The organism is Flavobacterium sp. CSZ (assembly GCF_015350725.1).
Taxonomy (GTDB): domain Bacteria; phylum Bacteroidota; class Bacteroidia; order Flavobacteriales; family Flavobacteriaceae; genus Flavobacterium.
On record NZ_JADKPQ010000012.1, the window covers coordinates 131,332 to 157,002 of the forward strand.

Sequence of the window (25,671 nt, forward strand, 5' to 3'; positions counted from 1 at the left end):
TTTTTCGCCACGAATTCACAAAATGTTTTGATTTTAAATCACCTTTTAAGTTAGATTTTTTTCATATTTAAAGCTTAATTTTTCTTAATCTCTTAATGGTTCAAAAAAGAGCTTTATTTAAAGCAGAACAAAAATCAAATACTTTCGTTTGTAGTATATTTGTCTATCCGAATATATTAAGTAATGAAGAGAATTTTTCTGTATGTTTTGTTATTGCTGTTGTTTCAATTTAGTTTCGCTCAGAATAAATTGTCATGGCAGAGTTATTTTTCATTTAATGAAATAAAAGATATTTCAGAAGCTCCAACAGCGGTTTTTGCAGCTTCAGAAAATGCATTGTTTTCTAAAAACACCACTACAAACAACATCAAAACAACCACTACGGTTGATGGACTTTCGGGTCAGACCATTTCGGCTTTATACCACAGCGAAGGATTCAAAAAAACGATCATTGGTTACGAAAATGGTTTGATGATTGTAATCAATGAAAAAGATGGCAGCATATTAAAAGTTGTAGATATTATCAACAAGCAATTGCCGGCAAACCTCAAGAAAATTAATCATTTTATGGAGCATGATGGTTTGGTTTATGTTTCTTGTGATTTTGGAATTGTGCAGTTTAATTTAACCACATCCCAGTTTGGAGATACTTATTTTATTGGTGATAACGGAGCAGAAATCAATATAAGACAAACCGCTTATTTCGACGGATTTATTTATGCGGCAACTTCAAACGGAATCAGAAAAGCCAATAGTACCAATGCCAACCTGATCGATTTTAATCAGTGGACTTTGGTAAATTCAGGAGATTGGTCGAGTGTAGAAACGTTAGATACAACACTTATCTCGATTAATTCAGGAGGATATATCCATCGTTATAATTCGAATATATTTGTTGGATTTTTGCAGCTTCCACAACCTGCTATAGATATGCGAGCGGTAAATAATAAATTATTTGTGACAACGCCAAATACGGTTTTTGTCTATTCAAATCAAATGGTTTTAAACCGTCAGATTGCCAATACTCAGGTTTTAGATAATACATTGAGTTTTACTTGTGCGTCAGCTATTGGCGATCTGCTATACATTGGAACAAAAGAAAAAGGATTGTTTGCATCAACGCTTTCAAATGTTTCGGCTTTCGAAAACAATACACCGCCCGGGCCAACAAAAAATAATATATTTTCGCTCGATGTAGCGCCAAATGTGCTTTGGACAGTGTATGGAGATTATACTTCATCTTATAATCCTTATCCGCTAGATAGTTATGGCATTAGCAAGTATGATACTTCCGGATGGCTAAATTTACCCCATGAAGATGTTCTTGGAGCAAAATCTATGACCCGTATTATCGTAAATCCCAACAATGATAAACAGGTTTATGCAAGCTCATTTTTTTCAGGTTTATTAAAGATTGAACAGGATGTACCTACGTTTTTATATAATGAAAAAAACAGCGGTTTAGAAAGTATTACAACCGAAGGACCCAATTATATAGATGTTCGTATTAATGGGACTGCTTTTGATAAATCAGGAAATCTCTGGATTACCAATAGCAGGATCAAAAATGGTTTAAAGGTTTTAAAAACAAACGGACAATGGCAAAGTTATTCCACGGCGATAATTCTTGACAATTCCGAACTTGCCAGTTATGCCAATATTGTTATTGATAAAAATAATACAAAATGGATATCGACAAATAGAGAAGGAGTGATTGGTTTTAACGAAAGGACCAATACGTTCAAAAAAATAACTTTTGGGGCAGATGTAGGAAATTTGCCAACTGCAGATGTTCGATCTGTTGCTGTCGATACTAAAGGGCAATTATGGATTGGGACAATAAAAGGATTGAGGGTTTTGTCAAACGTTGGGAGTTTTCAAACGGAGAGTCAACTTAAAGCAAATCCTATTATTATAATGGATGATAATCTGGCGCAGGAATTATTATACGAGCAATTTATAAATGTAATTGTGGTAGACGGAGCCAATAATAAATGGATTGGTACCGGAGATTCTGGGGTTTTTATGGTATCGCCAAACGGTCAGGAAACCAAATATCATTTTACAATTAATAATTCTCCTTTGCCAAGTAATGTTATTAATGATATTAAAATTAATAGTGCAACAGGCGAGGTTTTTATTGCTACAGATAAAGGTATGGTTTCTTTTAAAGGAATTGCAACCGAGGCCAATGAAGATTTAAATAATGCTTACGTTTATCCTAATCCCGTTCGTCCCAATTATTCAGGAACAGTAAAAGTAGCAGGATTAATTGATAAGGCCAATATAAAGATTACCGATATCGAAGGCAATTTAGTATACGAAACCACTTCGACAGGAGGCACGATAGAATGGGATACGACAGCTTTCGGGCGATATAAAGTAGCCTCGGGAGTTTATATGATTTTTATTTCTGCTCAGGATGGTGGAGAAACGAAAGTTAAAAAAGTAATGATAATTAGATAATGTGGCAATTGAGATAATTAGATAATTGTTTAAAATCTAACAATCTAAAAAGTCTAATAATCTAATGATCTAATGATCTAAAAAGTCTAACAATCTAACAATCTAATTTTGCTAGTCAAAACCAAAGCCATAGTAATCTCTTCACTAAAATTTCAGGAAAAAAGTCTGATCGTAAAATGCTTTACACTTTCAAGCGGCCTGAAGTCTTATTTTGTGCGCGATGCTTTTTCAAGTCGAAAAGCCAGTCAAAAGATTGCTTACTTTCAGCCTTTGTCGATTCTTGAGATTGAAGCTGTGCATAAAAACAAAGGAACGCTGGAGAATTTTAAAGAAATAAAAACTGCAGTTCCTTTTCAAAGCATTCATACAGATATTATAAAAAGCACCATGGTCATGTTTTTGTCTGAGATGCTGCATTATTCTATTCAGGAAGAAGAGAAAAACGAATCGCTTTTTGTGTTTTTAGAAACCGCCTTAACCTGGCTGGATCATCATGACGAAATTTCTAATTTTCATTTGATTTTACTTTTAGAAATTACAAAGTATTTGGGCTTTTATCCGGATGTGTCAGAGATCGATTTGCCTTACTTCGAAATAAACGATGGTGTTTTTACCCTTTTTCATGGTTTGACTGCGCTTACAGAACATGAAACCAACCTCTTTAAAAAATTAATTGATTTGAAATTTGACAATACTGAAAAAGTTTTTCATGTCATCGAAAGACAGATTTTGTTGAAGATTCTGATCGATTATTATAGCTTTCATTTAGACGGTTTTAAGAAGCCGAAATCACTTGATATTCTGAAAGAAATTTTTTCTTAAACTGAATCCTATTTTTATATATTTGCGCAGTGAATTTTTATTAAAATTTTCATAATTATTATTTTAATAAGTGAATTCATTACTAAAAACCCCAGCGTAAATTATTAACTTGTTTAAAGAAAAAACTACTATGAAGAGAATTACTTCTTCGATTATTTTGGTTTTCTTAATTGCTTTTTCAGCAACTGCCCAAAGAAAATACGACGAAATAATCACTACAGAGAACAGTGTCAAAGACATGGTTCAAAACGAAATAACAGGAATTGTTGTTTTTAAAGAAGGCGGAACTGTAAAAGGTTTAGATCCTGAAACAAAAAAAATTGTTTGGACATTAACAAAAGATGATTTTGGATCAACTTCAGCGGGCGATATCCTGACTGATCCTGATTTTGGAAAACTTTTTAAAGAAAAAAGTGATTTATCAAGTGTTCCCGGAAGTCCTTATGTAGAGGCTTACATCAATAGTAAATATATTATCATTAATACAGATAGTGGTAAAGTGGTTTACAATTCGTCTAAAGAATCTTTCTGGGTAATGCAGTCAGATTTTATTCCTGAAACAGATGAGTATTTGCTTACTTTGAAAAAAGACGGAGATATGGCAATTGCTTTATTAGATATGAAAACAGGAGAGTTAAAATGGAATACCACTGTAGACAAAGCAAAATCATTATTTAGTTTCTCATTAAAAGAGTCTGCAAATGCCAATAAAGCGACAGTGCACGGATCAGTAATTTATTATTTATTGTACGGAAAACTATATTCATTTGACAGAACTTCAGGAAAATTAAACTGGAAAGCTGAAGAAGATTATTCAAGATTCTTTTTGACTCAAAATGATAAAAATATTGTAGTTGTAAACAGTAAAGGTTTATTTGCAGCCAAAGAATATTTGAATGTTTTGAATACAGAAAACGGAAAAAGTATCTGGAAAGAATCTATCAAAACAAAACGTGTTGTTTATTTAGAAGATTGGGGTACAAAATTGTTAATTGCTCATTATGGAGGTTTTAACTTTTTTGACTTGACTACAGGAGAAAAAATCTGGAAAAAAGATGCTCGTGGAGATGGTTTGAAAAGAGTAATTCCAATCGATCAGGATTTCTTATATGTTGCAGAAAATGAAATGATGCTGATAAACAAAGACGGAGAAAAGCTTTGGAAAAAATTCATTGAAATTTCAGATGACAAAGAAGATCCAATTTATTACTTAGGAAAAGTAGGTGAAAAAGTAATGTACCTTACAGGGACTTATGGAAACATGGTTGATTATAAAACAGGAGTTAAACTTTGGAAACGTAATATTAAGTTTGAAAAAGATCGTCCGGTTTTACCAACTTACGACGAAGCTGCAAACTCTTACTTGGTATATAATGACGAGAAATTGTACAAATTTGATCCAAGCATTAGCGATAAGCCAGAACCATTTGCTAAAGTAAATATCAAAAAAGAGAAAGAATTAAATAGTATTGAATTATTTCCTTGGGGAGTTGTGCTTTCAGGACCGCTTGAAGTAATGGGGGTTAATATGGATGGAACTATAAAATACCACCTTACTTATACACAACCAGGTGAAGGAACAAGACGTTTGCTAAAAAGCGCTGCAATTGCTGGAAGTATTGGTTTAGGTGTTGGTTCTGCAGTAAGTTCAGTTAAAGGTGCTGATATAACTATGACATATCGTGATTCCGACGGTAACATGAGAACCGCAGTTGCAAAAGGAGATCAGACAAATAAGGATCAGGCAAAAGCTTATGCAGCTGGGTCAGCAGCTCTTGGCATAGTAGCAGCTAAATTTAACTCTCGTTTTAATGCAATGAAACAAAATAGAGACTTCTCTTATATTTTTGCAAAAGCAGATTCTGGAGAAAAAATTCTTGTAAAAGTGAGTAAAGTTGATGGAGTTGAGGTTGATAAAATTATTTTTAATAACAATAAACCAGTTTATGAAGTAGATCCTGCGACACAAAATATTTTTTATGTGTCTGATAAATCTATTCAAATTTTCAATAAAAAATAAGAAAATTAAAAACCCAAAGCCATCAGAATTTATTTCTGGTGGCTTTTTTTTTTGCCTATGAAAAAAACATTACTCTTAATTGCTTTGCTTGTAATTAGTTCAATTCAGGCACAAGAAAAAATAAGTTCGAAGAAAAAGAAATTTTATATTCCGGTTATTCAATATTCAGAATTTCCTGTTCTGGACAATGTGCTTACACAGACCACTTTTTATCAAATGGATAAATCTTTGCAGGAAGAAGAAGCGAATTTAAAAAAGCACTTTTTTGATATTAAAGGATATATAAAAGATCCGGAAAACGGGAAGCTTAAAATTTACGTGACTTTTGCCTTGCCTAGATATACAGATACACAAGTAGATAGTGCTTTTAATAAGAAAGAAAATAAATGGACTTATGGTACACATTCTAATTATATCACCAATGTAAAACTAGATGTCAAGTATGGAGATAAAATAATACTGACTAAGGATTTTGGAGGTTCAGAATCCTATTCAATAACTGTAGGGAATAGTCTAGGAGCGATGAAACTTGCAGCCTCAGATCAGGATAAAAAGGTAAAAGCAGCAGTAAAAGATTCAGATTACAGCGATGTGGGACTTGGGTTTGATAATGTTATTTTCAAGACAGCTATCAGAATCCAGGAGTTTTTAAATTATAAATTTGGATATTCAACTGGCGAATCAAAAGAAAGGTTTGAATTTGTAACCTCAAAAGGACATTCAGAATACAATCAAATGTTGGCTTTTGAAAAAGAAATTACTGCTCAAATGGAGAAAGTAACCCTTGAAAAAGGTTTAGACGAGAAGTTGCTGGCTCCCCATTTGCAATATCTGGAAAGTTTGTTGGTTAAATATCCGCTTTCACCAGCTAACGAATATATCCGATTTATTGTTACAAATAATTTAGCCGAAACATATTTACTGCTCGAAAATAAAGAAAAAGCCTTGCTATATGCTAATTTGCTTATCGAAAACGATAAACTGGATTCTCGAGGGACATCTATTATTGATAGGGTAAATAGAGGGAATTTTGCTGAGAAAAAAATAAGAAGCCATACCAATCGTTTTGCTGATCTTAAAAAGTTAGGTCTTAAAATTGCCGAAGAAAAAGAAGAAAAGAGATTAGCTTTTTTTGAAAAAATACAACAACAAGATGCTGAGTGGGAAATTGAGAAATCAAATCGTGAAGCATATTTAGAAAAATCAAAAATGCAGCGATACAATATGCTTGATTCTATACCTTATCAGCTTAATGCAAATTTGCTTGCTAAAGTAATAGGTAATTTAGGCGGAAGCCAGGCTTTGAAGAAAGTCGAAAAAACACATTTGTTTTCTAAACTTTCTATAGAAGGAAATAAGATACCTCAAACAGAAGAAAAATGGGCCACAAACACCAATTATCTTCTTAGAAAAAAAATGCCGGAAAGCTATTATGAAATCGTGAACGGAGCAGAAGCCTGGAGTCATGACGATCGCGAAAGTGGTGTAAATGCGAAATGGGCAAAACTCACTTCGTACGATTATAGCAATTTGTCTAAAAATGTCGACTTAATCAATTTTCTAACCGATTTAAGACTTGATTTATGGAATAATTTTGAGCTTTTGCCAGATGAAATGTACGAAGGTAGATTGTGTTATCACTTAAATTATTTTGAAAAAACGTTAAGTTCAGGTAACAGAACAATTCCTAAAACAGATTATCATGTTTTTATTGATAAAGAAAATTTCAATATAGTTTCGACGGAGAAAACAGAATTTGATAACGGAAATAAAAGCTTTTTCGAAAGAAAACTTTTTGGAGATTACCGACCAGTTGCGGCATTAAATTCAGGAAAAATTCCGCATAAGATTAATTATGAAATAGAAGATTTTAACGGAGAAACCCTTTATCAGGAAACCCGCGAAAAAGTTGAAGTAAATCCTGTTTTTGGAAATAGAATTTTCATGAAAGAAGTTTATTTCGGAGGATTTAAATAGACTTTTAGTTTTATAAAAAAGAATTATTAGAATTGATTGGTTTTTGGTTTAATGGCTCAATTTTTTGAGTTTAGTACCGGAAAGTAATCAATTCTTTTGTTTTTGTATCTATTATCTCAACAAAAGTTTGTGAAATTTCAAGAAATTGATGGTCAATAATCCAAAATTCCTTACTTTCGCACCTCGATTAAGAAAAGGATAAAATGAGCACAAAATTTACTGAATACAAAGGACTTGACTTGCCAACAGTAGCGTCAGAAGTACTTGATTTTTGGAAGAAAGAAAATATATTTGAAAAGAGCGTAACAACTCGCGAAGGTGCTGAGCCTTACGTGTTTTTTGAAGGTCCGCCTTCAGCAAATGGTTTACCGGGAATTCACCACGTGATGGCACGTGCGATTAAAGATATTTTTTGCAGGTATAAAACTCAAAAAGGTTTTCAGGTAAAAAGAAAAGCCGGATGGGATACACACGGATTACCTGTAGAATTGGGTACCGAAAAAGAACTTGGAATTACAAAAGAAGATATTGGTAAAACAATTTCTATAGAAGAATATAACGAAGCGTGTAAAAAAACCGTAATGCGTTATACCGACGTATGGAATGATTTGACCGAGAAAATGGGATATTGGGTAGATATGGAAGATCCGTATGTTACTTATAAACCAAAATATATGGAGTCTGTTTGGTGGCTTTTGAAACAAATCTATGATAAAGGTTTGTTGTATAAAGGATATACAATTCAGCCTTATTCTCCAAAAGCAGGAACAGGATTGTCTTCTCACGAAGTAAATCAGCCTGGAGCGTATCGTGATGTTACTGATACTACGATTGTAGCACAGTTTAAAACATTGCCGGAAACTTTACCTGGTTTTCTTCAAGGTTTTGGAGATATCCACATTTTGGCATGGACGACAACTCCGTGGACATTACCATCGAATACTGCTTTAACAGTTGGGCCAAAAATAGATTATGTTTTAGTAAAAACATTCAATCAGTATACTTTTGAACCAATCAATGTTGTTTTGGCTAAGAGTTTAGTTGGAAAACAATTTGGAAAAGGATTTTTCTTAAGTGAAGACGATGCTGACTTTGATAATGTAAAAGAAGGGGATAAAAAACTTCCGTACAAAATTTTAGCAGAAGCAAAAGGAGCTGATTTAGTAGAGATTCGTTACGAACAATTATTGCCCTACGTATTGCCATATCAAAATGCCGAAAATGCATTTAGAGTAATTGCCGGAGATTTCGTTACTACAGAGGATGGAACAGGAGTTGTACATACCGCTCCAACTTTTGGTGCAGATGATGCTAAAGTAGCAAAAGAAGCAAAACCGGAAGTGCCACCAATGTTGGTTCTTGACGAAACCGGAACAGCAGTGCCGCTGGTAGATTTACAAGGGAAATTCACATCTCATTTAGGTGAATTGGCCGGTAAATATGTAAAAAACGAATATTACGATGCGGGACAAGCTCCAGAACGTTCTGTAGATGTTGAGATCGCTATTCGCTTAAAAGAAGAAAATAAAGCCTTTAAGGTTGAGAAATATGTACACAGTTATCCACACAGCTGGAGAACTGATGAGCCGTTATTATATTATCCACTAGACTCCTGGTTCATAAAAGTAACCGATGTAAAAGATAGAATGTTCGACCTGAACGAAACTATCAATTGGAAGCCTAAGTCTACTGGTGAAGGACGTTTTGGAAATTGGTTGAAAAATGCCAACGACTGGAACTTATCTCGTTCTAGATATTGGGGTATTCCGTTGCCAATTTGGAGAACTGAAGACAAAAAAGAAGAAGTTCTTATTGGTTCTGTTGAAGAATTATACAACGCGATCGAAAAATCTATCGAAGCAGGTTTTCAAAAAGAAAATCCGTTTAAAGGTTTTGAAATCGGAAATATGGCTGAGTCTAACTATGATTTAATCGATTTACATAAAAATGTAGTTGATCAGATCACTTTGGTTTCGGCTTCAGGACAACCAATGAAACGCGAAAGCGATTTAATTGATGTTTGGTTCGATTCAGGAGCTATGCCTTACGCGCAATGGCATTATCCTTTTGAGAACAGAGATAAAATTGATGAGAATAAAGATTTTCCTGCCAACTTTATTGCCGAAGGTGTCGATCAGACACGTGGATGGTTTTATACCTTGCACGCGATCGGAACTTTGGTTTTTGATAAAGTAGCCTATAAAAATGTGGTTTCGAATGGTTTGGTTTTAGATAAAGACGGAATAAAAATGTCTAAGAGTAAAGGGAATACAATAGATCCTTTTAAAACTATCGAAGAATATGGTCCAGATGCAACTCGTTGGTACATGATTATGAATGCCAATCCTTGGGACAACTTAAAGTTTGACCTTGATGGAATTGCTGAGGTTCGTCGTAAATTCTTCGGGACATTATACAACACTTATTCATTCTTCTCATTATATGCGAATATCGATGGGTTTAAATATGAAGAAGCTGAAATTCCGTTAAACGAAAGACCTGAAATCGATCAGTGGATCATCTCTGAATTGCATTCTTTAATAAAATTTGTTGATGAATGTTACGAGGACTATGAGCCTACAAAAGCAGCGAGAGCAATTTCTGACTTCGTTCAGGAAAACTTAAGTAACTGGTATGTTCGTTTATGCCGTCGTCGTTTCTGGAAAGGAGAATATGCACACGATAAAATCGCGGCTTATCAAACGCTTTACACTTGTCTATTAACGATCAGTAAATTAAGCGCTCCAATCGCTCCTTTTTTCATGGATAAATTGTACAAAGATTTGACAAGTTCGACAGGATCTGAGCAATATAGCAGTGTTCACTTGGCTCAGTTTCCAAAATTTGTCGAAAACTTTGTTAATAAAACGTTAGAAAGCAAAATGCAGAAGGCGCAAACCATCTCATCTTTGGTTTTATCGCTTCGTAAAAAGGAAATGATTAAAGTACGTCAACCTCTGCAAAAGGTAATGATTCCGGTACTTGACGAAAATCAGAGAGCTGAAATTCTGGCTATTTCCGAGCTTGTAAAAGCAGAGGTAAACGTGAAAGAAATTATACTTTTAGAGGATGATTCAGATATATTGGTAAAACAAATTAAGCCAAATTTTAAAGCCTTAGGTCCACGTTTCGGTAAGGATATGGGGCTGATTTCCAAAGAAATACAATCTTTTTCAGCAGATCAGATTAACCAGTTAGACAAGCAAGGCACATTAGATATTGTTATTGCTGGAAATAATGTAACTTTATCACTAGAAGACGTCGAAATAACATCTCAGGATATCGAAGGTTGGCTAGTTGCAAATTCAAACGGAATAACAGTTGCGCTTGATATTACAATCTCTGAAGAATTGAAAAACGAAGGTGTCGCAAGAGAGTTGGTAAACAGAATTCAAAATATCCGTAAAGATTCAGGATTTGAAGTTACCGATAAGATTAAAGTTAAAATAAAACGAAATGGTATTTTAGAAGAAGCAATTCTAAAAAATATAGACTATATTAAGTCTGAGACATTAACGGATGAATTGGTTTTTGTGGATAGTTTAGAAAACGGCACAGAAATTGAATTTGATGATATAAAAACAATGATATTAATTTCAAAATAAATATAAAATGATAGATGAAATTACAAGATACTCTGACGCTGATTTGGCAGAGTTCAAAGAAATAATCCAAAATAAAATACAAAAAGCACAAGCCGATCTGGATTTAATAAAAAGTGCTTACATGAATGATTTGAATAACGGAACAGATGATACTTCTCCGACTTTTAAAGCATTTGAAGAAGGAAGCGAAACAATGTCTAAAGAAGCAAACTCACAGTTAGCTATCAGACAGGAAAAGTTTATACGCGACCTAAAAAACGCCTTATTCCGTGTAGAAAATAAAACTTACGGCATTTGTAAAGTAACAGGTAAATTAATTGGCAAAGAAAGGCTAAAAATCGTTCCTCATGCAACAATGAGTATCGAAGCGAAGAACTTGCAACGATAATAAATACTTAATGAAATAAGCGCTCCTTTTAGGGGCGTTTTTTTTGTTTAATGTTTTGCTGTAATGTGTTTAAGGTAAGTTGTAAATCTTTTGAAAGAATTTGATTATAATTAAAGAAGAAGTGCTAAAATTATAATTCAATTTTTTGTAAGAAGACGGAGCTATGCGATTTGGCGCAATGAAAAGTTTTTTTAATTAGAACTATCCTGATTGGAGATAGTTCTAATTAAAAAATAAAACAAAAAACTAAGCTAAGTTTTTCTCTAATTCTAATTTGTGTTTTTTTAATACAGCTCTTGTCATTCCTAAATTTGCTTTAGTTGAATCTGCCGCAAGGTAAATCATGAATTTTTTGTTTGGAGAAATATCGATAATGTGAATTTGATTCGACAGTGTGATCAAAATATCTTCGATGTCCTGGTTTAAATTTAAGGCTTTTACTGCGCTTAATTTGGCTTTTACAACTTCAAGATTATAGGCCGCTGCAAGTTCAGGATCGAACGCTGGGTCAATTGTGAGGTTTCCAAAGCTTAATCCTGATTCAATTTCGGTTACAGCTACCGCTATAAAGCCGTTTACGTTAGTTTTCATTTCATTTAAAAAAACGTTTAAAAAGTCGTTACTCATAGTTTAGGGTTGTTTTTGGGTTAATAGATTTATGTTATTTTAATAGGGAATTCTTACTTAATTCTGTGGCGACTTCATCAGTTGAGCGCATTAATAAACCCAGATTACTTCCGTCTTTCGAAAATGCAATTATAAAGTTTGTGCCGCTTATTTTATTTCCAATTACAACGCCTTCTGAAGTTTTTAGAAATAGTTGTTTTAATACGCCTTTATCTAAATCAATTAAGAATTTTTCGCTCATTGATAAGATTGCAGCACTCATTGCCGCAACACTATCTGCATAATCGATGTGTAATGATGTGATTAATTTTCCTTTTCCGTTTATTATTAATGCAGCAGAAGATTTTGTGGTAACCAGAAAGTCGTTTAGGGTAGATGTTATTTCAGTCATATTTGTAGGATTTAGGAAAACTGTTAAAATTAATTTATTTTGATGCTTATTGATGAGGAATATTGCTTATTGATCTAAACAAGTGTTAATTTTTACTAACAAATATAAATTAAATTATGTATCATTGTAATATCAAATCATTAATAATTTTATTTATTTAACATAAAAAACTTACACAATGGCTAAAGTATTGAAATTCAAAGATGTAAACTCTGACGTAGAGCACAGAATGAAGGAATTTGAAAAAATTCGAATTAAATTTAAAGCTGATGTAAAAAAGGCTGAAGCCAAAAAGGCAACCGCTGGAAAAGAGAGTAAAGGCCTGTTTAAGTCTATTTCTGAATTTTTTGCCGATACGCCAAAGACTCCAAAGGTACCAGTCCAGCCAAATATTAAAAAATAGACCTTATATAAGAAGAAATAAATTATCTGAGACGCCTTAGTTTGTGGCAGAAAAGAATTAACGCTCCATTGGGAGCGTTTTTTTTGATTAAATTGTTACTTTTGCCCCATCAAAATTTAATAAAATGTCATTACCAAAAGCGTATTTCCTTATATTCTTAGTTTTAATTGTTGATCAGCTTTCAAAAATATACGTAAAAACAAACTTTTTTTTAGGTGAAGAAGTTGTCGTTTTTGATTGGTTTAGAATTCATTTTATAGAAAATGAAGGAATGGCCTGGGGAACAAAAATACCGGGACAATACGGAAAGTTGATTTTGACTGTTTTTAGGATCTTTGCTGTATTTGGGATTGCATATTGGTTGTCAGATTCAATTAAGAAACGTCATTCTAATTATCTGATCGTTGCAATTGCCTTAATTTTTGCGGGAGCTGCCGGAAATATTATTGATTCTGTTTTTTACGGGATTATTTTTGACGACAGTCACGGTAATCTGGCCACATTATTCTCGTCGGAACCTTACGGAACATGGTTTCATGGTTTGGTAGTAGATATGTTTTATTTTCCTCTTTGGAGAGGTACTTTGCCGGCCTGGTTCCCTGTTTGGGGAGGCGAAGAAGTTTCTTTTTTTAATGCTATTTTTAATGTTGCCGATATGGCGATTTCTACAGGTGTTGGGATTTTGTTGTTTTTTAATAAAAGAGCCTTTCCTAAAACTGCATAATATTTCAAGAATTTTCAAACGAGTAATTCCAGATTCCAATATTCTATGCGATAAAAAGCATCAACATTGGAATTTGGAATTTTTATTTTTTGGAATTTGAAAATCTTACATTATTGGGGTTTAATATTTATTGTGCTATTTTTACATTATAAAACTAAAGTTATGCAAAGTCCGTCCTTTTCCCTTTATGATGCCTCTGCAGGTTCAGGAAAGACCTATACTTTGGTGAAAGAATATCTTAAAATTATTCTTTCTTCTCCTAAAAATGATGCTTATCGAAATATCCTTGCCATAACTTTTACCAATAAAGCGGTTCATGAAATGAAAAGCCGTATTGTGGGAAGTTTGTCTGAATTTACAAAAGAAGAACCTTCTGGAAAAGCATTGGATTTAATGGAAGACTTGTCTCGGGACACGGGACTTTCTGTTATTAAAATCAAAACAAAATCGCAAAATATCATCAAGCATCTTATTCATAACTATGCTGCCTTTGATATTTCTACAATCGATAAGTTTACGCACAAGGTAATTCGTGCTTTTGCTCATGATCTTAATTTGCCCATGACTTTTGAGGTTACTTTAGATACTGAAAATTTATTGACAGAAGCGGTTGATGCTATTATTGCGCAAGCCGGACAGGACGAAACACTGACCAAATTGCTGATCGATTTTACGATGGAAAAAACCGACGACGATAAGAGTTGGGATATATCGCGTGAAATTTTAGATACAGGAAGATTGGTCTTGAATGAAAATAATAGAAATGAAATTTCTCATTTTCAGGATAAGTCCATCGAAGAATTTGTAGTGATAAAGAAGAAAATGCTGGCTCTTTGTAAAGATCTGGAATCTGCAAATGAAGTTTTTGCAACAGAAGCTCTTGCTTTGATCGATAAAAACGGAATTGATTTAAAATCATTTTCCCGCGGAACTTTTCCGAATCATTTAGAAAGTATTCGGGATAGAAAATTTAATCCGCGAAATAAAACGTTTCATGAATTTGATGATATCGCGATTAATAAAACGGCCAAAGACAAAGCGTTAATCGAAAATATTATTCCGGAGCTGCTTCAGATTCTGGAAAAAATTTATAAGAATTTTGAAAAAAGAGATTTTTATAAAGCATTTCTAAAAAATATAACACCGCTTTCTCTTTTAAATACCGTTAGTAATGAGTTGGCGAAAATCCAGGCCGAACAAAATGTTTTATCAATTTCTGAATTTAATGCTATAATTCATCGTGAAATTCAGAACCAGCCCGCGCCATTTATTTATGAACGTATAGGCGAGCGCTATCGTCATTTTTTTATTGATGAATTTCAGGATACCTCAGAGATGCAATGGCAAAATCTGATTCCGCTGATAGATAATTCGCTTTCGGGATTAGATGATTTAGGTAATAAAGGAACTTTGATGATTGTGGGAGATCCCAAACAATCTATTTATCGCTGGCGAGGTGGTAAAGCAGAACAATTTATAGAGTTGAGTAAAGGCCTGAATCCTTTTAATAATCCTGAAAAAGTAATAAAACATTTAGATACCAATTATAGAAGTTATAGTGAAGTAATCGATTTTAATAATTCCTTTTTTAAATTGATTTCGACTGAATTTTCAAATGAAGACTATAAAAATTTATACGAAAATCATAGTTTTCAAAACTCAAATTCAAAAAAAGGAGGTTATGTCAATATTTCATTTCTGCCAATAATTGAAAAATCAGATTTTGCAGATGAAGAAGATGTGGTTGAAAAATCAGATTTATATGTTTTAGTGACATTAAATACAATTCAGAAAGTAGTTCATGAAGGTTTTGAATATAATGATATCGTTATTCTGACTCGAAAAAGAGATCAGGGAATTGCGATTGCCAACTATCTGACAGAGCAAAATATTCCGCTTTTGTCTTCAGAAACCCTGATGATTCAAAATGCTACAGAAGTTCGATTAATTGTTCATTTGCTGAAATATCTGCACAATAGTGCTGATCTTGAGTCAAAAGCTAATTTTCTGCATTTTTTAGCTTCAAACAAAGAAATTCAAATGCCTATTCATGACTTTATTGCTCAGGGAATGGCGCATAAATTAGAAGTTGATTTTGAAAAATGGCTTCTGAGTTTTGATGTTGCTTTATCTTTTGAAAATATTCGAAAAAAGTCACTTTACGAAGCAGTAGAAATTATCATTTCGAAATTTGTGCCTCTCGCAGAAGGAAATGCTTACGTACAATTTTTTCTGGATATCGTTTTAGAAAGAGATATTAGAAACCAGGCCGGAATTTCAGATTTTCTGGGGTATTGGGATGAAAATGCGGGAAGATTTAGTATTCCTTCCCCGGAAGGGATAAATGCAGTTAGAATCATGACCATTCATAAATCGAAAGGTTTAGAGTTTCCTGTGGTAATTATGCCTTTTGCCGAAGAAGATTATAATCGAAAACCAAAAGATAAATTATGGCTCGATACTGAAGATGTTGATTTGGATGTGCCAAGAGCTTTAATTGATAATAGCAGTGCTGTTGAAGGTTTTGGTGAAAGTGCTTCGAATATTTTTAATTTAAAGAAGCAAGAAGAATTGCTCGATAATATTAATGTTTTGTACGTGGCACTGACTCGTGCAGAAGAGCAGTTGTATGTTATTTCTCAGTCTTTAAAAGAAAGAAAAGATGGTGAGTTTCCTAGTAATATGGCCTCTTTTTTTATTAAATATTTAATTAGTAAAGGGGTTTACGATCCGGATAAATTAGAATATGAATTTGGAAATAAAACCAGGCTTTCAAAAGCGACGGAATTGATCGATTTGGTGAAAACGATTCCTGTGGTTTTAGATGTTTTAAATCCTAAAAACATCAAAATAGCGCAACGAGAATCCTTAATGTGGGGAACGCATCAGCAAGAAGCGATAGCGTACGGAAATATAGTTCACGAGATTTTAGCCTTTGTTAAGGATAAGTCAGATGTGGATTTGGCCATTACGAAAGCGATCGAAAATGGTTTGATTACAATTGATCAGGTAGATATGGTTTTGAAATCGCTTCGGGAAATTGTAAATCATCCTGAATTAGCTATTTGTTTTGATGGAAATTATAGTATTCTGAATGAGCAAACAATCGTTCAGAAAGAGGGCAGGATATTAAAGCCGGATAGAATTGTTTTAACTTCTAATAAAGAGGCTTATCTTTTAGATTATAAGACAGGAGCAATAAACTCAAAATACACACAGCAAATTCAAGAATATCAGGATGCTATTGAAGATTTAGGATACAAAGTGTTAAAAAAGGCTTTGGTGTATATAGGAACAGAAATCGATGTAGTAAATTTGTGAAGAAATTAATCAGATGTTAAAGAGGTATTTGAATCTTAACAGGTTTAAGTTGTTAATTTTTAACGTTTTAAATAAATAAAAATGTACGGTAAAATAAAAGAACATTTGCAAAGTGAGTTGCAAACTATTGAAGAAAACGGAATTTTTAAAAAAGAACGAATTATAACTTCTGCTCAAGATGCAGAAATTACTATTTCGACAGGAGAAAAGGTGTTGAATTTTTGTGCTAACAATTATTTGGGACTTTCGTCGCATCCTGAAGTGGTTCAGGCAGCAAAAGATGCTATGGATACTCATGGTTTCGGAATGTCGTCAGTACGTTTTATTTGCGGAACTCAGGATATTCATAAAACATTGGAAAAAAAGATTGCTGATTTTTATGGTACAGAAGACACTATTCTTTACGCAGCAGCTTTTGATGCTAATGGTGGTGTTTTTGAGCCTTTGCTAGGAGAAAACGATGCGATTATTTCGGATAGTTTGAATCATGCTTCTATTATTGATGGAGTTCGTTTGTGTAAAGCAGCACGTTACCGTTATGAAAACAGCAATATGGAAGATTTAGAACAGCAGTTGATTAAAGCTAATGAAGCTGGGGCTCGTTTTAAATTAATAGTTACTGATGGAGTTTTCTCCATGGATGGTCTTGTGGCACCTTTAGATAAAATTTGTGACCTGGCAGATAAGTACGATGCGATGGTTATGGTTGATGAATGTCACGCAGCAGGATTTATCGGTGCAACTGGTAAAGGTACGCTTGAGGCAAAAGGTGTAATGGGAAGAGTTGATATTATAACCGGAACTCTTGGAAAAGCCCTTGGAGGTGCAATGGGAGGTTATACAACTGCTAAAAAAGAAATAATTGAACTGCTACGTCAGCGTTCGCGCCCGTATTTATTTTCAAATTCATTAGCGCCTGCTATTGTTGGGGCTTCTATAAAAGTTTTTGAACTGCTAGAAAAAGATACTTCTTTACGTGATAAATTAGAGTGGAATACAAACTACTTTAAAGATGGAATGAAAAAAGCCGGTTTTGATATCATTGATGGAGATTCTGCAATAGTTCCTGTGATGTTATATGATGCAAAACTATCACAAACGATGGCCAATGAACTTTTGAAAGAAGGTATTTATGTAATAGGATTCTTCTTTCCGGTTGTGCCTAAGGAAAAAGCCAGAATTAGGGTTCAATTATCTGCTGCACATACTAAAGACCACTTAGATAGAGCTATAGCGGCCTTTACAGTTGTCGGAAAAATGTTAAAAGTTATATAATTTCCACATACGGAAATTTTTGTAGGTTTTTTTTAACATTTCATTTTGTATTTAAAAAATTTGGTGTTACTTTTGCTTGTAATTAACTAAATTGTAATTAAAAAAAATTAAGTATGAAACATCTTAACAAACTTTTAGTTGCTGTGATGATGGTGATGGGTTTAAGTTCTCACGCACAAGACAGTAACAATCCATGGGCTATCTCTTTTGGAGTTAATGCCGTTGACACTAGAACCAGTTCTGGTGCAGGAAGTGGTTTCTTTGATCAACACTTTTCTCAGCCATTCGCTGTAAAAGACAACTGGAATATTCTTCCTTCTCTATCTTACATTGGTGTGTCTAGATATGTAGGTAGTGGTTTCTCTGTTGGTTTACAAGGATCTGTAAACAAAATTGATAAATACGTTACTTTCAATCCATCTGCTCCAGGACATGATTCAAGAGGTAATGTTGTGACTAATCCTGGTGATTTAATGTACTACGGAATTGATGCTACTATTAAATATAGCTTCCAGGAATTAATCAAATCTAAAGTAGTTGATCCTTCGTTATCTGTTGGTGGAGGTTATACTTTCTTAGGTGATAGTAGCTACGGAACAGTTAATCCAGGTGCTGGAGTAACTTTCTGGTTTACAGATGCAATTGGTCTTGAGCTTGCTACAAGATACAAATGGTCAGTTAGCGGTGATAGAGAAGATGCTTCTGGAACTCCAGACGCTCCATCTCACTTTCAACACACTGCTGGTTTAGTTTTCAAATTCGGAGGTAAAGATACTGACGGAGACGGAATCTACGATAAAGATGATGCTTGTCCAGACGTTGCTGGTTTAAAACAATTCAACGGATGTCCTGATACTGACGGAGACGGAATCGTTGACGCTAGTGATGCTTGTCCAACTGAATTTGGTTTAGCTGCATTAAACGGATGTCCTGATAGAGACGGAGACGGAGTTGCTGATAAAGATGATGCTTGTCCAGATGTTGCTGGTTTAGCTGCTTTAAAAGGTTGTCCTGATACTGACGGAGACGGAATTGCTGATAAAGATGACAAATGTCCTACAGTTGCTGGTCCTAAAGAAAATGGTGGTTGTCCTTTCTTAGACGCTGATAAAGATGGTGTTTTAGATAAAGATGATGATTGTCCTACAGTTGCAGGTCCTGCTTCTAACAGAGGTTGTCCTGAAGTTACTACTGAAGCTTTAGAAGATCTTAAAGTTCAAGCAAGAGCTATCTACTTTAACTCAGGAAAAGCTACTTTCAAAACTGGTGACAAAGAAACTCCAGCTAGATTAGATGCTATTAAAGAAATCCTTAAAAACTATCCAAACGCGAAATTCTCTATTGAAGGTCACACAGATAGCGATGGTTCTGACAAATTGAACCAAAAACTTTCTGAAGAAAGAGCTACTGCTGTTATGAACGCTTTGATCGAAAGAGGAGTAAATGTTGATAACTTAGTTTCTAAAGGTTTTGGAGAGTCTCAACCAGTTGCAAGTAACAAAACTGCTGCAGGTAAAGCACAAAACAGAAGAACAGAAATTAGACACATTGGTTCTAAATACCAAGGTAAAATCTAATTTACTTTCTAAATAAATACTAAAAGCCATTCTTAATTGAATGGCTTTTTTTATTTTTATACAATGATAAATACTTCTTTTCTCGGAAAAATAGCAACTGTTATAATTCAGGATTATTCTGATAAGCTTACTGAAACTACTATTGTTTTGCCAAATAAAAGAGCAAAGGTTTTCTTGATTGAAGCTTTAAAAAATGAAACGAAAAATACTATTCTTTCTCCGGAGATTATTAGTATTGAAGACTTTGTGCAAGATGTAGCTTCAATACGATCTATAGATTCAATTGAGCTTTTGTTTGAGTTTTATGAAGTTTATCTTTCTGTAACAGAAAAACAAAATCAGCAATCATTCGAGTTATTTGCCAATTGGGCTAAAACGCTTTTGCAGGATTTTAATGAAATCGATCGCTACTTATTAGATCCGGTTCATGTTTTGTCGTATTTGAAAGATATAGAAGATATCAAAAAATGGGGAATTGAAGTCGAAAATAAAACCAGACTTTTAGAAAATTATATCGATTTTTGGAAACTTCTGCCTTTGTACTATGATTCACTTTACCATCATTTACTGAATAAATCACTAGGTTACCAAGGTTTGATTTATAAGGAAGCAGTAAATAATCTAAATCACTTTTCGAATACTATTGCAAACAGAAATTTTATTTTCGCAGGTTTTAATGCTTTAAATGCTTCTGAAGAAAAAATTGTACAGCATTTATTGGCATTAGATCAGGCTAAAATTTATTGGGATGTAGATCAAACTTTTCTTAATGATCCGTATCATGATGCCGGACTTTTTGTTCGTCGTTTTAAAGAAAATTGGAAACATTATAAAACAAATATTTTTGAATGGATTGTAGATGATTTTTCTCAGTCTAAAAATATTCAGGTAATAGGAACTCCAAAAACAATAGGGCAGGCCAAATTAGCCGGAAGTATTGTCGAAAATATAATTAATGAAAACCCTGCAACATCGCTCGATAAAGTGGCTATTGTACTTGGTGAGGAAAATTTATTAATGCCTGTTTTGTATTCATTACCTTCTTCTGTTGGAAGTTTGAATATTACAATGGGATATTCCGGGAAGAATAATCCCTCTCAGATATTGATTGCAAAATTATTTAAAATGCATACCAATGCACTTTCCAGAAAAGGCGAAAGTTATGTGTTTTATTATAAAGATGTACTTGATATTTTGACCCATCCTTTAGTGGAGCCTTATGCAAATTCAGGCAATTTAGTTCGAATCATCAAAGAAAACAATTATACGTTTATTACTCATAACCGAATTATTGAACTTAATTCCTATCCGTCGCAATTGTTTCAATTGTTGTTTCAGAAATGGGAAAACGGATCGATTGGAGTTCTTGAAAATGTATCGGCACTTTTGCTATTAATCAAAGAGAATTTTAGCAATGACAATGAAGAAGAAAAGATTGCAAAAGCATTTGTTTTTGCTGTTTTTAAAGTCATTAATAAATTGATTAATTATTATTCGCAACATCACCATATTGATAATATTGATACTTTGCACGCTATTTATAAACAAATTATTGATGTGGCCGAAGTTTCATTTGAAGGTGAGCCTTTGCATGGATTACAAATCATGGGGGTTCTTGAAAGCCGTGTTCTTGATTTTGATACCGTGATTGTTACGTCTATGAATGAAGGAAAGTTTCCCGCCGGAAAATCTCAGAATTCATTTATTCCGTACGATGTTAAAAGAGAATTGGGTTTGCCGACTTTTAAAGAAAAAGATGCTATTTATACCTATCACTTCTATCACTTGTTGCAAAGGGCAAAAAATATTTATCTGATTTATAATACCGAAAATGACGGTTTGGATGCCGGAGAACGAAGCCGTTTTATAACGCAGCTTGAGGTAGAGAAACAGTCTAAGCATAATCTAACATTTGATATTTACAATCCTGTTTTGCCAACATCAGCCTATCAGCCTATGGTAGTTCCAAAATCTGATGCGGTTATGGAACGTTTAAAAGAAATTGCAACTGCTGGTTTTTCACCATCGGCATTGACTAGTTATATTCGAAATCCGATTGAGTTTTATTTTCAAAAAGTACTTCGTATTAGGGAGGTAGAGGAGGTTGAAGAAAATATAGCGTTAAACACACTGGGAACAATAATTCATGAAACGTTAAAAGCATTATATGATCCTTTTGTTGGCAGATTCATTGCGGAAGCTGATATAGAAAATTGTTATAAATTGTTAGACGATGAAGTTTTACGACAATTTAAAGTAGTTTATAAAGAAGGTGAGATTAAAAAAGGACGAAATCTTCTGGCTTTTGAAGTTGCAAAGAGAAACGTTTCTAACTTCCTACGAATGGAATTAGAAGCTATTAAAAATGGAGATGCAGTTAAAATTATAGCTTTAGAACAAACATACGCTCGCAGATTAAATCATCCAAATTTGCCTTTTCCAGTTTTAATTAAGGGAAATGTCGATAGAATTGAACTGCGTAACGGAAAAATAAGGATTATCGATTATAAGACCGGTAAAGTAGAAAAAAACAATGTGATACTAAAGTCATGGAACGGATTGACACAAGAGCTTAAAAACGATAAAATCATTCAGGTTTTGGCTTATGCGTTTATGTTCGAGAACGAAGCTGCCGGTGTGCCAATCGAGGTTGGGATTATTTCGTTTAAAAATCTAAAATCAGGATTTCTTCCTTTTGGTTTTAAAGAAGAGAAAGAATTGGATATGGTAGTTTCAAATGAGATTTTGAGAAATTATTTGGAGGAAATCGTCATCTTGCTCACCGAAATTTTTAATATTAATATTCCTTTTGAGGAAAAAATAATGTAAAGCATCAGAAAGCTAAACAACATTTTCGAATTTTTTAAAACCACTTTAGTGATTAACTTAACTGTTTGCGCTATTGCTGTTTTGCTGGGCGGTTTTGATTATTTTTTTATAATGTTTCTGAGTTTTGGATTTTTGATGAGTATTGGTTTTAAAGAGCTGTGTAAAAAAAATGATTATTTATTTTATTCGAATAACGGAATTTCAAAACTTTGGCTTTTGCTTTCTAGTTATGTGATGACTTTTGTTGCTACAATTTTAATAGGTCTCATTGTGTTTTTAATAAAGAAAATATTTTGAAAAAGCATATTTTAGAAGTTGACGGGATTCAAAAAAAATACAACGAAAGAGTGATTCTTTCAGATGTTTATCTCAAATGTGAAACCTCACAAATCATTGGTTTGTTAGGACGAAATGGTTCGGGGAAATCTACTTTGTTGAAAATAATCTTCGGATTAATACAGGCTCCAAATAAATGTATCCGTATCGATTCTGTTTCAAAAAATAATGATAACAATGTGTTCAATGAGATTAGTTATTTGTCGCAGGAACAATTTATTCCTAATCATTTTTCTGTAAAAAAGGCAGTGTCATTATCAATCGGTAAACAAAAAATTAGTTTTTTTAACAATGATCCATTTATTGTGCCCATTTTAGGTAAACAAATAAGTCAATTGTCAAGTGGGGAATTGCGGTATTTAGAAATTAAAATTGTTCTTTCGAATCCTTCAAAATTCGTTTTGTTAGATGAGCCTTATAATGGATTGTCTCCTTTGATGGTAGATGTTGTCAATGAAATGATCGAGGCAAATTCAGAGAAAAAGGGAATTGTGATTACAGATCACAATTATAGAAATGTAATCAAAGTTTCAACTCAGTTGGTTTTGATCAAAGAGGGTAAAACGCATTACATCAGGAATAATACAGAACTTGTAGAGAAAGGTTATTTGGTAGATTTGGAGCTTTTGTAGGGGGCTTTTAGCTAAAAATCTTTTTAAAAAAACCTTTTTTTGCGCGTTCTTCCAAATTAGGATTGTTTATGCTTCCGTTTTCAAAACGAAATCTTCTAAATTTCATCAATTTTACATTTAAGTCAAAACGTAGTTCGTCAACAGTCTTTGTTTCCATAATTTTTTTTGCAAATTTATGAAAAACTTGATGTAAAAGTAATTTCTTGTAAATGTTAAAATAATATTTAAGATATCTCAAACAGATTGATATATTTTTAGATAAATCTGCTTTTTTTGTTAGCGTTTTTTAAAAAGTTTATTTTAAAAATAAAGAAACACTATCGTATAAATAAAAGTGTTTCAAATGGTTACGTGTGTCTTTTTTTTAACAAGTGTTTATCGGACAATTCTGTTTATTAAAATATCTTTGGCTTTTCTTAAAAAATGATATAACAACGATATGATTGATTTAAACACACTCGTAGAAGAAACCGGAGCCGAGTCAGGATTAACTTTTAACATCGATGGCATTTTGCTTGAATCGGTTAATTTAGAGTATGACGGCAATGTAGCAGCAATGATAGGAATGATACTGAAGATGTGTTTAGAAATGTCTGAAGATGTAAATAACGGAGATCTTAAACAAGTCATGATTAAGAACAAAAAAGGTATTGTGGTGGCCAACAAAGACGAATACGATAACTGTGTTGCGCTGCTTTCTAAAGATATAAGTAAAATGGGACTTTTGCTGCGCAAAATGGATACCGTTTTCAATAATTAATTTAAATACAATTAAAACATGTCAGATTTTTTACAGAATTTCCAAAACGATTTAAAAGAAAATATCAACGGATTTATTGCTGTTTCAGTAACCGAAGTTGAAACAGGAATGTCTTACTCTTCACTTTCTTTAAATCCTAATTTTGACCCGGAATTAGCATCTGCTTATAATTTAGAAGTGGTAAAAGCAAAGTTAAATGCTATTAAAGCTTTGGGATTAGATCAAAAAATCAATGATATCTTAATAACACTTACAGATCAAATACATATTATAGATGTTTCTGAAGATGGTAAGTATTTTATTTATTTAGCGGTTGACTCAACAAAAGCGAATCTTGGATTAACAAGAGCAACTTTGTCTAAATTTAAAAAAGACATTATATCAAAATTATAAGTTTGCCCCTAATAATGAGAAAAAGGCTGCTCAGAATTTTTGAGCAGCCTTTTTTGGTTTTATAAAGTGGATTAATTTATTCGAAAAAATCCAATAAAGTAGTTTTCAATTCTTCTTTATTTTCAATCTGGCTCATGTGGCCATCTTCAAAAGAAACCAATTTTGCGTTTGTATTTTCGATTTGAGTAATACTTTCTTCGTAGTTTAAAACCGGATCTTTTTTGCCCAAAATCAGTAAAACCGGAAATAAATTCTTTTGTAAAAGTGATGCTCTGTCTTTTCGAATTTTCATTCCTTCGAGCGAAGCTACAATTCCTTGTAACGGAGTTTTTAAAGCTTCAACTTTTGCTTTTTCTATTTCGTCAGCCAGTCGTGTTCGGTTGTTTTCGTTGAATAAATTACCAATCGCCAAACTTACAAAGTTTACATAATTTTGTTTTACTGCTTTTATAGCACGATTTCGGTTTATTTTTTTTTCGTGACTGTCTGCTTTTGATGTAGAATTGAGCAGAACCAATTTATTGATATTCTTTGGGAATAATTCGGCGAGAGCCAAACCAACATAACCTCCCATAGAGTGGCCCACAATTGTGGCTTTTTCAATTTTCAAATGTTTTAAAATTTCCTGCACAACATTTGCATTCTCCTCCATAGAATGAACATATCCCAACGAATCAGACTCACCATGACCTAATAAGTCGATAGTAATAACCTGATATTTTTCAGAGAAAAGTGCAACATAATCGTCCCACATTTTTTTGTTTTCAAGAAAGCCGTGAAGCAAAACAATTGCAGTTCCCTGACCTGAATCAGAATAAGAAATCCTGGTATTTTTATATAATAGAGTTTTCAAAATGATGAATTAAGTTTAAAGTACAAAGATAAGAAAGCCTAAACTATATGAGTTATATAACTTCATTTGAGTTAAAAATAGTAGTTATCGCGTTCAACTTTACGCTAAATGTTTAAACCATGTAAGTAATGTAAGTTCATTTTAGTTAAAAAAAAAGTTATTCGGTTCACTTTTATGATAAATATTCAAAGCATATAAGCTTATGTGAGTTTTAAAAAAAACATAAAGATTATTATTTAAATGAACTTACATTACTTACATGGTTCAAAAAA

Annotated in this window: 19 protein-coding genes; 15 read left to right on the forward strand and 4 right to left on the reverse strand. The window is 33.1% G+C overall.

Going from position 1 to position 25,671, the window contains the following annotated elements:
* The first annotated feature begins 183 nt into the window (after positions 1–183).
* The 6 genes from IRZ78_RS15160 (at position 184) to IRZ78_RS15185 (ending at position 11,278) form a co-directional block, all read left to right on the forward strand.
* Positions 184–2,466, forward strand: a complete 2,283-nt coding sequence (locus IRZ78_RS15160) for a two-component regulator propeller domain-containing protein (protein ID WP_194617341.1) — start codon at positions 184–186, stop codon at positions 2,464–2,466.
* A gap of 108 nt (positions 2,467–2,574) precedes the next feature.
* Positions 2,575–3,288: a DNA repair protein RecO gene (gene recO, locus IRZ78_RS15165; protein ID WP_194617342.1), complete on the forward strand. Its 714-nt coding sequence runs from the start codon at positions 2,575–2,577 to the stop codon at positions 3,286–3,288.
* Positions 3,289–3,418: 130 nt separating this feature from the next.
* The gene (locus tag IRZ78_RS15170) at positions 3,419–5,308 is read left to right on the forward strand and encodes a PQQ-binding-like beta-propeller repeat protein (protein ID WP_194617343.1); all 1,890 of its coding nucleotides are present in this window, start codon (positions 3,419–3,421) and stop codon (positions 5,306–5,308) included.
* Positions 5,309–5,365: 57 nt separating this feature from the next.
* Positions 5,366–7,285: a hypothetical protein gene (locus IRZ78_RS15175; protein ID WP_194617344.1), complete on the forward strand. Its 1,920-nt coding sequence runs from the start codon at positions 5,366–5,368 to the stop codon at positions 7,283–7,285.
* Positions 7,286–7,488: 203 nt separating this feature from the next.
* Positions 7,489–10,890, forward strand: a complete 3,402-nt coding sequence (ileS, locus tag IRZ78_RS15180) for an isoleucine--tRNA ligase (protein WP_194617345.1) — start codon at positions 7,489–7,491, stop codon at positions 10,888–10,890.
* Positions 10,891–10,897: 7 nt separating this feature from the next.
* Positions 10,898–11,278 (forward strand): TraR/DksA C4-type zinc finger protein, encoded by a 381-nt coding sequence (locus IRZ78_RS15185; RefSeq protein ID WP_007807070.1) that lies wholly within the window; start codon positions 10,898–10,900, stop codon positions 11,276–11,278.
* Positions 11,279–11,524: 246 nt separating this feature from the next.
* Here the strand turns inward: IRZ78_RS15185 and IRZ78_RS15190 are convergent, their stop codons facing one another.
* Both IRZ78_RS15190 and IRZ78_RS15195 read right to left on the reverse strand, forming a co-directional pair.
* A complete protein-coding gene (locus tag IRZ78_RS15190; protein WP_194617346.1) occupies positions 11,525–11,905 on the reverse strand; it encodes a hypothetical protein in 381 nt (126 codons plus the stop codon).
* A 34-nt stretch (positions 11,906–11,939) separates the two neighbouring features.
* Positions 11,940–12,296 carry a roadblock/LC7 domain-containing protein gene (locus tag IRZ78_RS15195; RefSeq protein WP_194617347.1) on the reverse strand — a complete coding sequence of 119 codons (357 nt, stop codon included), beginning with the start codon at positions 12,294–12,296 and terminating at the stop codon, positions 11,940–11,942.
* Positions 12,297–12,474: 178 nt separating this feature from the next.
* Between IRZ78_RS15195 and IRZ78_RS15200 the strand changes: the two genes are divergently transcribed.
* The 7 genes from IRZ78_RS15200 (at position 12,475) to IRZ78_RS15230 (ending at position 23,393) form a co-directional block, all read left to right on the forward strand.
* Positions 12,475–12,699: a hypothetical protein gene (locus IRZ78_RS15200; RefSeq protein ID WP_194617348.1), complete on the forward strand. Its 225-nt coding sequence runs from the start codon at positions 12,475–12,477 to the stop codon at positions 12,697–12,699.
* A 124-nt stretch (positions 12,700–12,823) separates the two neighbouring features.
* Positions 12,824–13,423, forward strand: a complete 600-nt coding sequence (locus IRZ78_RS15205; RefSeq protein WP_194617349.1) for a lipoprotein signal peptidase — start codon at positions 12,824–12,826, stop codon at positions 13,421–13,423.
* Between the two features lie 162 nt (positions 13,424–13,585).
* The gene (locus tag IRZ78_RS15210) at positions 13,586–16,744 is read left to right on the forward strand and encodes a UvrD-helicase domain-containing protein (RefSeq protein ID WP_194617350.1); all 3,159 of its coding nucleotides are present in this window, start codon (positions 13,586–13,588) and stop codon (positions 16,742–16,744) included.
* A gap of 81 nt (positions 16,745–16,825) precedes the next feature.
* Positions 16,826–18,019, forward strand: a complete 1,194-nt coding sequence (gene kbl, locus IRZ78_RS15215; protein ID WP_121317617.1) for a glycine C-acetyltransferase — start codon at positions 16,826–16,828, stop codon at positions 18,017–18,019.
* A gap of 113 nt (positions 18,020–18,132) precedes the next feature.
* A complete protein-coding gene (locus tag IRZ78_RS15220; protein ID WP_194617351.1) occupies positions 18,133–19,596 on the forward strand; it encodes an OmpA family protein in 1,464 nt (487 codons plus the stop codon).
* Positions 19,597–19,659: 63 nt separating this feature from the next.
* Positions 19,660–22,425, forward strand: coding sequence for a PD-(D/E)XK nuclease family protein (locus IRZ78_RS15225; RefSeq protein ID WP_194617352.1), 2,766 nt, complete (start codon positions 19,660–19,662; stop codon positions 22,423–22,425).
* A gap of 293 nt (positions 22,426–22,718) precedes the next feature.
* Positions 22,719–23,393, forward strand: a complete 675-nt coding sequence (locus IRZ78_RS15230) for an ATP-binding cassette domain-containing protein (RefSeq protein WP_194617353.1) — start codon at positions 22,719–22,721, stop codon at positions 23,391–23,393.
* 7 nt (positions 23,394–23,400) lie between these two features.
* Here the strand turns inward: IRZ78_RS15230 and IRZ78_RS15235 are convergent, their stop codons facing one another.
* Positions 23,401–23,550 (reverse strand): hypothetical protein, encoded by a 150-nt coding sequence (locus IRZ78_RS15235; protein ID WP_194617354.1) that lies wholly within the window; start codon positions 23,548–23,550, stop codon positions 23,401–23,403.
* Between the two features lie 282 nt (positions 23,551–23,832).
* On the opposite strand from IRZ78_RS15235, the gene IRZ78_RS15240 reads away from it, so the two are divergent.
* Together IRZ78_RS15240 and IRZ78_RS15245 are read left to right on the forward strand one after the other, a co-directional pair.
* The gene (locus IRZ78_RS15240) at positions 23,833–24,153 is read left to right on the forward strand and encodes a roadblock/LC7 domain-containing protein (protein ID WP_194617355.1); all 321 of its coding nucleotides are present in this window, start codon (positions 23,833–23,835) and stop codon (positions 24,151–24,153) included.
* Between the two features lie 18 nt (positions 24,154–24,171).
* The gene (locus tag IRZ78_RS15245) at positions 24,172–24,546 is read left to right on the forward strand and encodes a hypothetical protein (protein WP_194617356.1); all 375 of its coding nucleotides are present in this window, start codon (positions 24,172–24,174) and stop codon (positions 24,544–24,546) included.
* Between the two features lie 76 nt (positions 24,547–24,622).
* Here the strand turns inward: IRZ78_RS15245 and IRZ78_RS15250 are convergent, their stop codons facing one another.
* Positions 24,623–25,399 carry an alpha/beta hydrolase gene (locus tag IRZ78_RS15250; RefSeq protein ID WP_194617357.1) on the reverse strand — a complete coding sequence of 259 codons (777 nt, stop codon included), beginning with the start codon at positions 25,397–25,399 and terminating at the stop codon, positions 24,623–24,625.
* Between the last annotated feature and the right edge of the window lie 272 nt (positions 25,400–25,671).